The sequence below is a fragment of the Lactobacillus sp. W8174 genome, assembly GCF_016100975.1.
Taxonomy (GTDB): domain Bacteria; phylum Bacillota; class Bacilli; order Lactobacillales; family Lactobacillaceae; genus Lactobacillus; species Lactobacillus juensis.
This window is the reverse complement of record NZ_JACFRN010000005.1, coordinates 70,080-84,223: the sequence shown is the minus strand read 5'-3', so window position 1 is coordinate 84,223 and position 14,144 is coordinate 70,080. Positions and strand designations below refer to the sequence as shown.

The 14,144-nt window shown below is 36.2% G+C and carries 13 protein-coding genes; 10 read left to right on the top strand and 3 right to left on the bottom strand.

The window, feature by feature from the left end:
* Nucleotides 1-55: 55 nt before the first annotated feature.
* Nucleotides 56-898: a competence protein CoiA family protein gene (locus H3U49_RS07670; RefSeq protein ID WP_198180863.1), complete on the top strand. Its 843-nt coding sequence runs from the start codon at nt 56-58 to the stop codon at nt 896-898.
* On the opposite strand, the gene H3U49_RS07665 is transcribed toward H3U49_RS07670, so the two are convergent.
* Together H3U49_RS07665 and H3U49_RS07660 are read right to left on the bottom strand one after the other, a co-directional pair.
* Nucleotides 884-1,504 carry a DsbA family protein gene (locus H3U49_RS07665; RefSeq protein WP_198180862.1) on the bottom strand — a complete coding sequence of 207 codons (621 nt, stop codon included), beginning with the start codon at nt 1,502-1,504 and terminating at the stop codon, nt 884-886. The two genes, H3U49_RS07670 and H3U49_RS07665, sit on opposite strands and share 15 nt — an antisense overlap.
* 73 nt (nt 1,505-1,577) lie before the next feature.
* On the bottom strand, nt 1,578-2,201 hold the full coding sequence (locus tag H3U49_RS07660) for a CYTH domain-containing protein (RefSeq protein WP_198180861.1): 624 nt from the start codon (nt 2,199-2,201) through the stop codon (nt 1,578-1,580).
* 356 nt (nt 2,202-2,557) lie between these two features.
* On the opposite strand from H3U49_RS07660, the gene H3U49_RS07655 reads away from it, so the two are divergent.
* From H3U49_RS07655 to H3U49_RS07645, 3 genes are read left to right on the top strand one after another with little or no spacing between them, the layout of a single operon-like run.
* Nucleotides 2,558-3,187, top strand: coding sequence for a GTP pyrophosphokinase family protein (locus H3U49_RS07655; RefSeq protein ID WP_198180860.1), 630 nt, complete (start codon nt 2,558-2,560; stop codon nt 3,185-3,187).
* Complete coding sequence (locus tag H3U49_RS07650; RefSeq protein ID WP_198180859.1) at nt 3,187-3,993, top strand: NAD kinase; 807 nt, start codon at nt 3,187-3,189, stop codon at nt 3,991-3,993. The genes H3U49_RS07655 and H3U49_RS07650 overlap by 1 nt, the downstream gene beginning before the upstream one ends.
* The gene (locus tag H3U49_RS07645; RefSeq protein ID WP_198180858.1) at nt 3,980-4,870 is read left to right on the top strand and encodes an RluA family pseudouridine synthase; all 891 of its coding nucleotides are present in this window, start codon (nt 3,980-3,982) and stop codon (nt 4,868-4,870) included. The genes H3U49_RS07650 and H3U49_RS07645 overlap by 14 nt, the downstream gene beginning before the upstream one ends.
* A 66-nt stretch (nt 4,871-4,936) precedes the next feature.
* Here the strand turns inward: H3U49_RS07645 and H3U49_RS07640 are convergent, their stop codons facing one another.
* On the bottom strand, nt 4,937-5,971 hold the full coding sequence (locus H3U49_RS07640) for a lactonase family protein (protein WP_198180857.1): 1,035 nt from the start codon (nt 5,969-5,971) through the stop codon (nt 4,937-4,939).
* A gap of 166 nt (nt 5,972-6,137) precedes the next feature.
* Here H3U49_RS07640 and H3U49_RS07635 point away from each other — a divergent pair, with 166 nt between their 5' ends.
* From H3U49_RS07635 to H3U49_RS07610, 6 genes are all read left to right on the top strand, one after another.
* A complete protein-coding gene (locus H3U49_RS07635; RefSeq protein WP_198180856.1) occupies nt 6,138-8,894 on the top strand; it encodes a cation-transporting P-type ATPase in 2,757 nt (918 codons plus the stop codon).
* A gap of 78 nt (nt 8,895-8,972) precedes the next feature.
* Nucleotides 8,973-9,353, top strand: coding sequence for a PTS glucitol/sorbitol transporter subunit IIA (locus H3U49_RS07630; protein ID WP_198180855.1), 381 nt, complete (start codon nt 8,973-8,975; stop codon nt 9,351-9,353).
* 13 nt (nt 9,354-9,366) lie between these two features.
* Nucleotides 9,367-10,587, top strand: coding sequence for an AI-2E family transporter (locus H3U49_RS07625; protein WP_198180854.1), 1,221 nt, complete (start codon nt 9,367-9,369; stop codon nt 10,585-10,587).
* A gap of 37 nt (nt 10,588-10,624) precedes the next feature.
* Entirely contained in the window at nt 10,625-11,182 is a 558-nt protein-coding gene (locus H3U49_RS07620; RefSeq protein WP_198180853.1) for a tRNA (cytidine(34)-2'-O)-methyltransferase, read from the top strand.
* A 1-nt stretch (nt 11,183) separates the two neighbouring features.
* A complete protein-coding gene (locus H3U49_RS07615; protein WP_198180852.1) occupies nt 11,184-11,576 on the top strand; it encodes a DUF1149 family protein in 393 nt (130 codons plus the stop codon).
* Nucleotides 11,577-11,595: 19 nt separating this feature from the next.
* The gene (locus H3U49_RS07610) at nt 11,596-14,046 is read left to right on the top strand and encodes a DNA translocase FtsK (protein ID WP_198180851.1); all 2,451 of its coding nucleotides are present in this window, start codon (nt 11,596-11,598) and stop codon (nt 14,044-14,046) included.
* Nucleotides 14,047-14,144 lie beyond the last annotated feature (98 nt).

Below are 14,144 nucleotides of genomic sequence, written 5' to 3'. Positions count from 1 at the left end.
TAAAAAGGGCAGGTTAATTCCTGCCTTTTTGCGTACTTATTTTTAGGTGATAAATATGTACGCAGCACTGTTAAATAATACTTTGGTTTTAGCTGTTGAGGAAGCTAAATTGACCAAAAGGAATAACGAAGTAAAGAAACATTATTTTTGCCCTCATTGTGAACGAGAAATGCAATTAGTATGTAAAGATACGCAGTCCTATTTTAAACATATACCTTCCAAAATAAACTTATGCGGGGAAAATAAAGAACATGCCCAGAGTAAAAGAATACTGACACAAGCACTGAGAGAAGTACATTTTAATGCGCAAACAGAAGTTAATCTTGCTAATGGACAGTTGCGAGCTGATATATTAGCAGGCTCAAACTTAGCCTTCGAGATTCAGTGCGCTCCTTTAAATAAGTCAGAATTTCGCCACCGCCATTTTTTGTATAGGCAAATAGGCGTTAAAGATATCTGGATAGTTGGCAAGAGGCATTTTTTAGAACAAAACTTAAAAAAGTCGCAGCTTATTTTCTTTCGCAGAAACAATTTTTGGCGAGATTATTATTTAGAGATTGATCCTTTTAAAAAAATTATTAGGCTAAAATATAACGTTTTGCTTGAGCCATTAACAAACAAGGTTCATTTCCAAAAGGAAAAATTCGCTATCAGTGCAAAAGGTTTAAAAAGCTTGTGGCATTTTCACCCTTTATTGCAAAAATATCATGTTAATCCTAAAGAGCAAAAGCGATATCTGCAAATACAGCTCAAACATATGAGTTTGAAGGGCATGCAAATTGCAAATTTGCTATATAAAAAAAGGCAAACCATAGATGATTTGCCGCCTTGGGTTTTTACCAGTTTTCGAAAAATAGATTCACCAGATAATGTAAGTAAATATTTAAATCAGTCGTAAATGTCGCACCGGATAATAGCCCTTTGGGTCACTGGCGACACAACCCTTATCCTTAAGAAGCTTTATTAGTTTGTCATGTGCAAGAATGCCTTCTAGCATTACGCCATTATAATTGCCACTTTCATTAAAAATAATAGTTGTAGGGAAATTGCGAACATTAAATTTACGTGCAAGATCCTTGTCTTGTTGGATAGATTCATCAACATAGTGGGCAATTTTGCGATCATTTATACGATCAAAATCCAAGTCTAAACTTTCTGCAATTTGTCTAGGCAAATTTTCTGAATATTTATTAAAATCGGTGCTAATAACACGCTGCAAAGCAACTAAATAAGCACGTGCCTTTTTGTTACCATATTCTATCTTAATCGCATTGTAATGCCGTAAGACCTGAAAAGAAACAATTGTATATTGCGGTACGTCTTTTATTTTCTGTCCATCATTTTTTCTTCTAATAATGTCCTCTTTGATTACTTTAGTATTTATAATCGGAACAAAATGAAATGAAGAGTTGATATTAAGTTCATTAATTGCGTCTTTGATTAAAACTTCCGTATTATAACAATATATACCAACGGGATTAACAAAAAGAAAAATCTCGAACATGATCAGGCTCCTCCAATACTGATTATTAAGTATAAAATTTTTAAATATCTATCCTTTGAAAAGTTACCTTCAACTATATTCTAACACGATGTCTGTAAGCGCGTGCAATTTTCGCCTGGTTAGTGTTAGCATAATTTTGCGTAAACTGATATTCTTTTTTTAATTTTGCCAGAGTTTCTGCTATCAAGTCTGGGTTGCGATTTTCAATCTCAAGTTCAAAATCTTCGTAGTTGTCTGGATAAGTGTTATCATCAAAAGTTAACTCACAATTTTTTGGTCCATTCGCTAATATGCGATGAGTTTTGCAATAAGTCTGTAAATGAAGGCTTAATTTCTGTGAAAATTTCTGATTTAAATATTTTCCTGCACTATACTTAAAAATTATAGGCGATCCAGCGGCTCCCTGCTTAATAAATGCTTTTGCTTCATTTAATTTTAAGGAATCATTAATTTCTATTGCTTCATGGAAATCGTTTTGTATGGGATTCTTATTTGGAACCTTAAGAGTTTGCTCTGCATGGTCACGAAAAAGCCTAATGCGGCAGCTTATATTAGATTGTTTTAGCAAACCGTCACTGGTATCAAAATAATAATTTTCCTGGTTAAAACTGTGTTTTAGTGGAAAATCATGACAAAGTTTTAGATATATTGCCTTAGGTAAAATGATTTTAGCTTCAATTTCATTGTTTTGTGACATTTTATAATACTCCATTCAATATTGTGGCTATCAAAGAATTCCCTGTAACATTTCGTGCCGAAGTCTATATTTATTTTAAGAACTATCCTTTAAAAATGAAAAGCGACTGCAGTTAAATTTTAAAATTCCCCTAAATTAGTGAAAAAAGCGCTAAAGCTATGATAGTATAGCCTAATTGAAATTAATAAATTTATCATATTATTAAAAGGTTCAATGTGCAAGAAATAAGACCTTATAATAACTTTTCTAGTTTCTGTATAGGAAAATGCCATTTTATTAAGGCAAATGATTACATGAAATTGCTATCATATAATTTATGTTAAAATGAATATGCTGTTTGAGAAAGGGTTATTTCTATGAATTATGATTGGGATAATTTTTTATGGCCATATGAAGAGGCCGTGCGAGAATTAAAGGTGAAGTTTCGTTCTTTGAGACAAAGTTTTTTGACTCAAGAAGAACATTCACCGATTGAATTTGTGGTCGGCAGAGTAAAAACTGTTGATTCAATTAAGGAAAAAATGCAAAGGCGTGTTATCAGTCCAGATGTGATTGAGACTGATATGCAAGACATAGCCGGAATAAGGATAGTCTGTCAATTTGTCGATGATATTTATAAGGTGGTAGACTTAATACATGCACGTGATGATATGGAAGTCATTGAAGAACGTGATTATGTTAAAAATGCTAAACCTTCAGGCTATCGCTCTTATCATATGGTTATTTCTTATACGGTTTACTTGCCAACAGGACCCAAAAAATTATTAGCTGAAATTCAGATTAGGACTCTAGCAATGAATTTTTGGGCTACTGTTGAGCATACTCTTAATTATAAATATCAGGGTTCTTATCCAAAAGATATTTCTGAAAGACTAAAATCTACTGCAGAAACGGCTTATAAACTTGATGAAGAAATGTCTTTAATAAAAGATGAAGTACAAGAAGCGCAGAAGGTTTTTACTAAAAACAAGGGTAAGGAAAAATAATGAGAATTACAATTGCCCATAACACCAATCAAGAGACTTTAAAGGTGGTAGCGCACTTGCGAAAATTGTTAGAAACCAAAGAGGGCGTTGTCTTTGATGCCAAATATCCAGATGTAGTGATTACTGTCGGCGGTGATGGCACTTTGATCAATGCCTTTCACCGATATGAAAATCAAATTAGTTCAATTCGCTTTATCGGTATCCACACTGGACACTTGGGCTTTTATACTGATTGGCGTGGTCCAGAAGTTGATAAAATGGTAGACGCATTGTTTTTAAGGGAACCTGAATCTGCCAGCTATCCGCTCTTAGAGGTGGAACTTTTAACTGAAGCTAATGAAAAAAAGCATTTTTTAGCTTTAAATGAGTCAGCAGTAAAGCGCGTATCACACACTCTTGAAGCTAAAGTTTATATTGATGATCAATTATTTGAGAATTTTAGGGGAGACGGATTGTGTATCTCAACTCCAACCGGCTCAACAGGGTATAATAAATCGCTTGGTGGTGCAGTAATCCATCCGAGACTTAAAGCGTTGCAAATGGCGGAAATAGCTTCTATCAATAATCGTATTTTTAGATCCTTGTCATCACCAATTGTACTCGCTCCCGAGCAGTGGATTACTATAGTTCCTAAAGCTGATCACTTTGTGATGACTATTGACGGTCGTCGGATTAACATTCGCAATGCCAAAAAGATTGATTACCGTATTTCTAGTAAGGAAATCCATTTTGACAGGTTTGGACATACCCATTTTTGGTCAAGAGTTCAAAGTGCATTTATCGGAGATAACGATGACACTATTTAAAGTTACTGTGGATGAAAAAGCCCCCAAAAAATTGGGGATTTTTTTATTAAAGAATGGTTTTTCAAAAAGAGCTGTCAATAATGCTAAAAATGCTGGTGGAATGATTCTTGTTAATCATAAAAGGCGCTATACAAACTTCATTTTACATACCGGTGATGAAGTGATTTTCATTCCAGGTCAGGAAAAAAGCAATCCATGGCTGGTACCTTCTCCAGAACCTCTTGAAGTTGTTAAAGAAACAGGAAATTACCTCGTTGTCAATAAACCTGCAGGGATTTTATCGATTCCTTCTCGCTACGATGATAACGCGCTCGTTAACCAAATTTTAGGTTATTTTGAGCGCAAAAAAAGTGTGCATACCAAGCCGCACATTGTAACGCGACTTGATCGCGACACTTCTGGTTTGGTTTTGGTTGGTAAAAATGCTATTGCTCATGCACGTTTTAGTCAAATTCCTAAGGACAAATTTGTTAAAAAATATCACGCAATTGTTCATGGAAATTTTGACTTAGATGAACTAACGGGTATCATTGATCAGCCCATTGGACGCAAGGGAACTTCTATCGTGCGCAGTATTGATTCTTCAGGTAAGAAGGCAAAAACAGTTTATAAAGTGATTGCACAAAAGCCCAATGCCAGCTTAGTAGAATTGCGTCTTTATACCGGGCGAACTCATCAAATTCGCTTGCACATGCAGTTTATCGGTCATCCGCTATATGGGGATCCATTATATGGGGAAAAAGATAATTTTAACAGGCAAGCACTAAATTGCTTTTACTTAGAATTTTCTGATCCTTTCAGGAAAGAAAGGCAAGTTAATATTGAGATCCCTGATCCACCAGATATGCAAAAATTGTGGCAGGGTATTCCTAAATAATTTTTAAAAATATATACAATAAAAGAGTTGCCTTTAATCAGGACAACTCTCTTTCGTTTTCCGAAATTATTCACTAAAAAGTACGCGGGTTCCTTCTGGAACAAAAATATTCTTTTGCACAGGAGTCAAACAGCCATTTTTAGAATCACGGGTATATAAAGTAGCATTATCTGAATTTTGATTAGTTGCCACCACGTATTTTTCGTCTTTATCCCAGTTAAAATCTCGCGGAAATTCACCAAAGGTTGAGATTCTTTGGCGTAGCTGTAATGTGTGATCATCATTGACTGCAAAAACAGTAATGGTATCGTGGCCACGATTGGAAGCATAAATAAATTTACCATCTTTACTAATTTTAATAGCAGCTGCGCCATTGTGGTCTGAATAGTCATCAGGGATGGTTGAATAAGTGGCAAAATTCTCAAATTGCCAGTTAGTTTCATCAAACTTGACTAAATTAATTTTACTTGAAAGCTCACCAACAACATAAAAATAATGGCCATCAGGACTGAAAACAATGTGGCGACTGCCAAAACCGGGTTCGTTTTGATACTTGGCTAGGTGATGCAGCTTATTATTTTTAAAACTGTAAAAATCAAGGCAGTCATTACCTAAATCACAACTTACTAAATTGCCTTGCGGTGTTTGATCAAAAAAGTGCGGGTGGGGACCATCAGCTTGTTCGGGACACGGCCCCAAAGAATCAGCAGTGTGCGTAACAGAATCGAGCAAACTTAATTTACCTTCATCATCATATGCAAATACAGCAAGAACAGCTGTATGATAATTTGCTGTATAGAGTAATTTCTTTTCACCGTTAATGCCAATGTAAGCGGGTGACGAACCGGCAGTTAAGTAGGAATCTTTTTCTTGATACTTACCGTCAACGAGCTCAAATGAGCTGATGCCACCCTTATCGCCAGCATTATTAATAGTAAAAATGAATTTGCCGTCTTGGACAAAATAAGTTGGACCTCCAACTTTTATTACCTCTTTAGCTGGTCCCATCTGCATTTCTAATCCATTTTCTGCACGGGTAAGTGGTAATTCATAAATTCCCGTTGACTTTTTTTTGGTGTATCCGCCGATTAATAATTTCATGCTTGAAAAGCCTCCAATTTCATTTATAATTGTCTCAACAATTAGTATAGCATGACACGCAATTGTAAAAATATTGAGTGACTTTAACATTTTAAAAAGTGGTAAAGTATGGTGTCGGCTTTATTAGTTTAAAATTGAAAGTTTTGAAATAAGAGGTATGTTGGGAATGGAAGAAAATAAAATTCGAGAGCTTTATGCTAAGAATGATATTTCTGAAGTTTATACTAATCTTCACTCATCTTCTGCAGGTTTAACTACTGCAGAAGCAACCGCAAGATTGGCTAAATATGGTCGTAATGAAATTAAAAAATCTCAAGAAGAGTCTGAATGGAAGACTTTTTTTAAGAACTTTATAAGTATGATGGCAATCTTGTTATGGATTTCCGGAGCTGTAGCAATGTTCAGTGGCACCCTTGAATTGGGAATTGCCATTTGGCTGGTTAATATTATTAACGGTTTGTTTAGTTTTTGGCAAGAAAGAGCTGCCAAAAGAGCAACCGATGCTTTGAATAACATGTTGCCAACCTATGTTCAGGCAATTCGTGACGGTAAAAAAACGCAGATTGATGCTAAAGAACTGGTTCCTGGAGACGTATTTATTCTTCAAGCAGGTAATGCTATTCCAGCAGACGCCAGGTTAATTACTGCCAGCTCGATGCAGGTTGACCAAAGTGCCTTAAATGGTGAATCTGTACCTGAATCAAAAACTACGGATTACGCACCGGGCGAAGGCAGCTACGCAGAAGCTAATTTGGTTTATTCAGGAACAACAGTTGGCTCAGGCACAGCTCGTGCAATAGCGTTTGCTACGGGAATGAATACTGAATTCGGTAAAATAGCACAGTTAACTCAAAAGCAAAATAAAGTCGATAGTCCACTAACACAAGAACTAAACCGTTTGACTAAGCAATTATCAATTATTGCTGTTTCGATAGGTGTTTTGTTCTTGATTGCAGCAATTTTCTTTGTGAAATATCCGTTTGCTAAAGCATTTATTTTTGCTTTAGGGATGATTGTAGCTTTTATCCCAGAAGGATTATTGCCTACTGTAACTCTTAGCTTAGCCCAGGGTGTTAAACGCATGGCCAAAAAACATGCACTGGTTAAGGAATTAAATTCTGTTGAAACACTAGGCGAAACTACAGTTATTTGTTCCGACAAAACGGGTACCTTAACTCAGAACCAAATGACTATTCATTACATTTGGACTCCGCAAAATGAATACAAGGTCACAGGCAACGGCTATGTCAATAATGGCCAAATTGAGTTAAACAATAAACAGTTGTGGTATGAGGAAAACCCCGACTTGCACAAGTTGGTGCAGATAGCATCTCTCGACAATGATACAGCTGTTCAACCCAGCAAGGTTAAAGGGGGCAAACCTAAGATTTTGGGCACCCCAACTGAAGCTTGTTTAATTATTATGGCGGAAAAAGCAGGCTTTGATCGCCAAAAGGTTTTAGTAAAATATCCCCGATTAAGAGAATTGCCTTTTGACTCTAATAGAAAGCGGATGTCAACTATTCACCGCTGGAATGATCACCAATATATCATTTTTACTAAAGGTTCTTTTAGTGATGTGATTAAGCAGTGTGACCAAATTCAAGTAGACGGTAAAGTTCGAGCCCTGACTGACGATGATAAGAAACGAGCCGAAAAACATAATGCTGACTATGCTGCTAAAGGACTTCGCAGTATGGCCATGGCTTATCGAATTGTAGAAAAAGAAAATACTGATGTTACCAAGTTGACTATTGAGACAGCTGAACAACATTTAGTATTTGTGGGCTTGACCACAATGAGTGATCCACCTCGGCCAGAAATATATAGCGCTGTTAAACGTTGTCACCAAGCAAAAATTAAAATTATCATGGTAACTGGGGATTCCAAGTTGACAGCCAAGTCTGTTGCTGTCCAAATTGGTTTAACATCAGACAAGGCACGAGTCATATCTGGCGATGAACTGGAAACCATGAGTAATGCAGATTTACGCGAAGCTTTAAAAGGAGAAGTAATTTTTGCGCGGGTAGCTCCAGAGCAAAAATATAAAGTTGTCAAGACTTTACAGGAAAATGGTGAAATTGTAGCTTCTACCGGTGACGGAGTTAACGATGCTCCTGCTTTGAAGCAGGCAGATATTGGTATAGCAATGGGCCTGACTGGCACTGATGTAGCTAAAGATGCTGCTAATATTATCTTAACTGATGATAATTTTGCTTCAATTGTTGCCGCGATTGAAGAAGGCCGTGCCGTATATAGTAATATCCGTAAGTTCTTAACCTATATTTTGACTTCCAATGTACCAGAAGCCTTTCCCTCAATATTGTTCCTATTTTCTGGAGGCATGATTCCTTTGCCGATGACTGTAATGCAGATTTTAACAGTCGACTTGGGAACGGATATGTTGCCAGCATTAGGACTTGGCGGGGAAGCGGTTGATCCAGATGTTATGAAACAAGCACCGCGAAAGCGTAATGAGCATTTGCTCAATAAAAGTGTCATCATTAAAGCATTTTTGTGGTACGGTTTGATTTCCAGTGCTATCTCCATTGGCGCATATTTCTTCGTGAATTTCCAAAACGGTTGGCCGCATGTGCCTTTAGCAGCTAATGGTCCAGTTTATATGCGTGCAACCACAATGGTTTTGGGAGCAATTATTTTTACGCAGATCGCAAATGTCTTAAATTGCAGAACAAATAAAGTTTCACTGTTTAAGAAAGGCATATTTAGTAACCGGAACATTTGGTACGGTATTGTATTTGAAATACTACTGTTTTTAGCTTTAACGGTTACGCCTGGCTTGCAGCAGTTATTCAATACGACAAGATTATTGCCGGTTGACTGGCTATTCCTATTCTGTTTGCCAATACCGTTAGTTATTATTGATGAAATTAAAAAATGGCTACTTTACCATAAAAAATAAAGAAGTAACAAAAAAACCGCCTATATATTAGTTAAGCGGTTTTTGTTATGCTAAAATTAAAGCTTAAGGAGAACAATTATGAAATGGACAGCAACTATTACAAAAATTGGTAAACAAGCTATTGAACCTAAGGGTAATATGGTGATTTTATTTGGTGAAAATGTCACTCCAGAATTAGTCGATGTTTCAGTTATTCAAAAGTTTGATCCCCAAACTCTTCCCACTGGTTTTATTATGAAAAAGGGCGATACAATTACTATTGATGGCCAGACCTATGTTGCTGACTTTGTTGGCTCCATGGTTGCCAGCGATATGAGAGCTCTGGGACACGTTACCTTATTTTTTAATCAGAAAAAGTCAAAAAATCCACTAGCTAACGGTGTGTATTTCACTTTAGAGGATAAACAGACAATACCTGAATTCAATATCGGTGATGACATAATATATGAGCATATTTGATTAGGATGATTTGATGGACTACGAGAAGAAGCATAAAAAAAGAACCATATTTCAGAAATGGTTTTTGAATAATCGTTTTAGTATTGCGCTACTAAACATTTTGTTGTTCTTCCTTGTGATTTGGTTGTTCAACAAGATATCATTTGTTTTAAATCCCGCTAAGGTCTTTGTAAGTGCAATTCTTCCCCCACTGATGCTGGCTTTGATTCAGTTTTATATTATGAATCCGCTGGTAGATATTTTAGAGCGGAAGTTTAAAGTACCAAGGATTATCACTATTCTTGGGTTATTTGTTTTGGTAGCAGTTTTGCTCGTTTGGATAGTTAATACTTTATTGCCAATTGTTCAAAGTCAAATTAACTCGTTAATTGTACATTGGCCTCATATCTGGAAGGATGCAACAAATGCGGTACAGGATTGGCTGAGTAATCCGCAACTGCATAGTGTAAAGGGCAATATTAATGATGCTATCAATCGTGCTCAAGATATGCTCTTTAAATCAGGTCACGAAGCTATCAATGCAACTTTAAGCAATATTTCTTCGGCAATAAGTGTTGTAACCATTATTGTTATGACTTTGCTTACTGCACCCTTTATTCTTTTCTTTATGTTAAAAGATGCTCATAATCTGAGGCCATATTTAACACAATTTGCACCGAAACGCTGGCAAAAAAGTTTTGGTGAGCTTCTTTACGACATTAATACTGCTCTAGCATCTTATATTAGGGGACAACTTACTGTTGCCTTTTGGGTCGGAATCATGTTTGCCATTGGTTACAGTATCATTGGACTTCCGTATGGCATTGCCCTTGCCGTTTTAAGCGGTATTCTTAACCTTATTCCATATTTTGGTACTTTTATTTCCTTTATACCTGTAATCGTAATTGCTATTATGCTTTCTGTGCCAATGGTAATTAAAGTTTTGGTAGTTTTTGCAATCGAACAGACCATTGAGTCTAGAGTTATTAGTCCTTTGGTAATGGGAAATAAGATGGAAATGCATCCTGTTACTACTATTTTATTATTGATAGGCTCAAGTGCTGTTTGGGGACTTTGGGGCGTCATTTTTGGTATCCCCATTTATGCTATTTTAAAAATCATCATTTTACGTGTTTATAATTATTACCGGAAGGTTTCGCAAGTTTTTAAGGAAGATGAAGAAAACGTCCAAGTTGTGGCTGAAAACTCGAATAATTTAAGCGGGAAATCAGAAGAAAAGGCGCCAAAAAAATAATTCTTATTTGTGAAAAAATTAGTGAAGGAGAAAAAGATTGACAAATCACGTAGTTTTATACGAACCACTGATGCCGGCTAATACTGGTAACATTGCTCGGACTTGTGCTGGAACTAATACAGTTCTTGATTTAATTGAGCCATTAGGTTTTCAAATCGATAATAAAAAAATGAAGCGAGCGGGTTTAGATTATTGGGATAAGGTTGATGTTCACGTACATGAAGATCTTAATGCATTCTTGAAGCAACTTGGTCCCCAAGATGAAATGTATCTTATTTCTAAGTTTTCTTCCAAAAATTATGCGGAAGTAGACTATACAGATTCTGCAAAAAATTACTATTTTGTATTTGGTAAAGAAACAACTGGTTTACCTGAAACATTTATGCGCGAATATTATGACCGCAATTTGAGAATACCAATGTCTAATAATATTCGTTGCTACAATTTAGCCAATTCGGTAGCGATAGTTTTACTTGAAGCATTGCGTCAGCAGGGTTTTCCTGATTTAGAAACTACACATCATTATGAAAATGATAAATTAAAAGATAGCTATAATCGCCCAGAGCGGTATGAAAGAAATTTAGGAGGAAACTAAGATGGATTTTGAAAAAGAAACTCCTGTTATAGTCAAAAACTTTCATTATGATATTAATGAAGAGCCGGAAACTAAAGATCAGGTAAATTTTGGCTTGAAAAAGGTTGAAAAACAAAATGATGATGGCACAACTGATGCTGGTACTGACGGCAATTATTTTGATGTAACCGTTGTTTTTGACGTGGCACCTGCGCCAGGAGATTTTTCTGTAAGCGGAATGATTAGTCAAATCGTTAAAATTAAAGATTATTTTGGTGATGGCAGTGATCTGGAAAAAAGTGACTATAAGTTGCTTAGTCGGCCATTAGTTGAATATATTGAAACCCTTACTTATGAAGTTACTCAAATTACTTTGGATGAGCCAGTTAATTTGAACTTCCAAGCAAATTTTTAATTGCTGATTAGGTAGTATTATGCCTAAAAAGAAAAGGAGAAAAACCACCAAGGCTCATCAGAAAAAACAAAATACTGGAATTACCTGGGCAATCATTGGACTGATACAAATTCTTATATCAGTCTTGGCATTTGTTAAATACGGAATTTTAGGAAAACAAGTTGCTAATATTTTTCGTTTCTTCTTTGGAGATTCCTATTTATTAGCAGCTGGAATTTGCATTATTTTTGGTTTGGTCATGCTAATTTACAATAAGCCAATGCACTTTAAATTTAAACGCAGTTGTGGCCTGTTTTTTGCAATACTGGGATTTTTATTAATCCAAAGCAGCGTTTATTTTGAAAGTGAATTTGTAAACAATGCATTTATGAATGCCTTTTGGCATGAAATTTCTGCTGAATTTGGTCGCATGGCTGTTACTAAACATGTTGGGGGAGGAGTCATTGGCGCATTATGCTACCAATTATTTTATCCCTTACTAGGCCATATAGGATTGCGTGTAGTTGCGATTTTACTGATTCCATGCGGCATTTTAATGTTCTTTGATGTAAAATTGGCCACGATAATCCAAAAATTTCAGAAGGTTAGTCAGCTTTTTATTAATAAAAATAAGGCAGCCGGCACGAAAATAAAAAATAAATATGGTTCTTTTAGAGAGAAAAAGAAACAGAAAATCTCAGACGAACAATCTCAGAATTCACAGGAGACATCAAAATCTAAAAATATGGTTTTTCCCGATGTTGATGATTTTGCCGTTAATGACGAGTCTTCTGAAGAATTCACAGATACTCAGGATACAGACGATGCAGTTGCAAACGAATCTGAATTTGGTGATATGCCAGAGCATGCCCCAGTTGAGCCGCAGATTCAGGTGGCCAGTCAAAATGATAATGAAAAAGGGAGAAAAGCAACTAGTTCTAGTAGCAATTTACCCAAATCTCATTCTTTTGCTGAAGAAGACAGAAAAATTAAACAAGAATTAGGATCTGTAGATCATGGCGAACTTAAGCAAGACCAAAAAGTTAGTCCTAATTATCAAAAGCCGCCAATAGCCTTACTTGATAGCATTAAGAATATTGACCAAAGTACTGATAAAGCTCTCATTCGCAAAAATACGCAAACCTTGCAGTCTACTTTTAAAAGTTTTGGGGTCAAAGTTATTATTAAAAAAGCAATTTTAGGACCAACAATTACACGGTATGAAGTTCAGCCTGCTGTTGGGGTTAAAGTTAGTAGAATTGTAAATTTAGCAGATGACTTGGCTCTTGCTTTGGCTGCAAAAGATATCAGAATAGAAGCACCTATTCCGGGTAAGCCATATATTGGTATAGAGGTACCTAACAAAAATACTTCAGTTGTTGCTTTTAAAGATGTAATGCAAAGTCAAGATAATAAAGCTAAGAAAGACCCTATGCAAGTACCTTTGGGAAAAGACGTTAGTGGTCAAACTATCTCAGCAAACTTAACTAAAATGCCTCACCTTCTCATTGCTGGTTCAACAGGTTCGGGGAAGTCTGTTGCAATCAATACTATTTTAACGAGTATATTAATGAAGGCACTGCCGGATCAAGTTAAACTGATTTTAATTGATCCCAAGATGGTGGAACTTTCTGTTTATAACGGTGTTCCGCATTTGTTGATACCGGTAGTTACAGATGCCAAGCTGGCCGCAAATGCTCTAAGTAAAGCTGTTAAAGAAATGGAACGACGCTATAAATTATTTGCCGCAAGTGGTGCTCGTAATATTGGCGAATTTAATGATAAGGTTCGACTTAATAATCAGGAAAAGTCAAAGCCGAAAATGAAACTATTACCTTATATTTTGGTCGTAGTTGATGAGCTTAGTGATCTGATGATGGTTGGTGGCCGCGATGTTGAAGGTGCAATTGTCCGCCTAGGGCAAATGGCTCGTGCTGCAGGAATTCATATGATTCTGGCTACTCAAAGGCCGAGTGTTGATGTTATCACCGGTTTAATTAAGGCAAATGTACCATCGCGAATCTCTTTTGCCGTTTCGAGTGGTATTGATTCAAGAACAATTTTAGACCAAACTGGTGCCGAGAAACTGCTTGGCAGAGGTGACATGTTGTACATGCCGGTCGGAGCGTCTAAACCTGAGCGTATTCAGGGTGCTTATGTTTCTTCTAGTGAAGTTGAGAAAATAATTTCTTGGGTAAAGAAACAACAAAAACCTGAATATGATCAAGGTATGATTCCACAAAAAGGTCAAGAAAATTCTGAGAAACAAGATGACGAACCAGAGGATGAATATTATGATCAGGCTGTTGAACTGGTCAGACAGCAACAAACAGCTAGTGTGTCACTCTTACAAAGAAGGTTTCGCATAGGATATAATCGTGCTGCCCGAATTGTTGATGCAATGGAAGAAAAAGGCATTGTGGGCCCATCTGAAGGTTCAAAACCTCGTCAAGTATTATTACCGCCTAAAAAAGATGAAGACAAAAGCTAATTTTTAAGAAAGTTTATCAAGTCGCTTTATTAGTTCAAACTTGCCAAAAAATAATGTTAAAATATAATCGAATATGAATGCATAACTGAATTTATTTT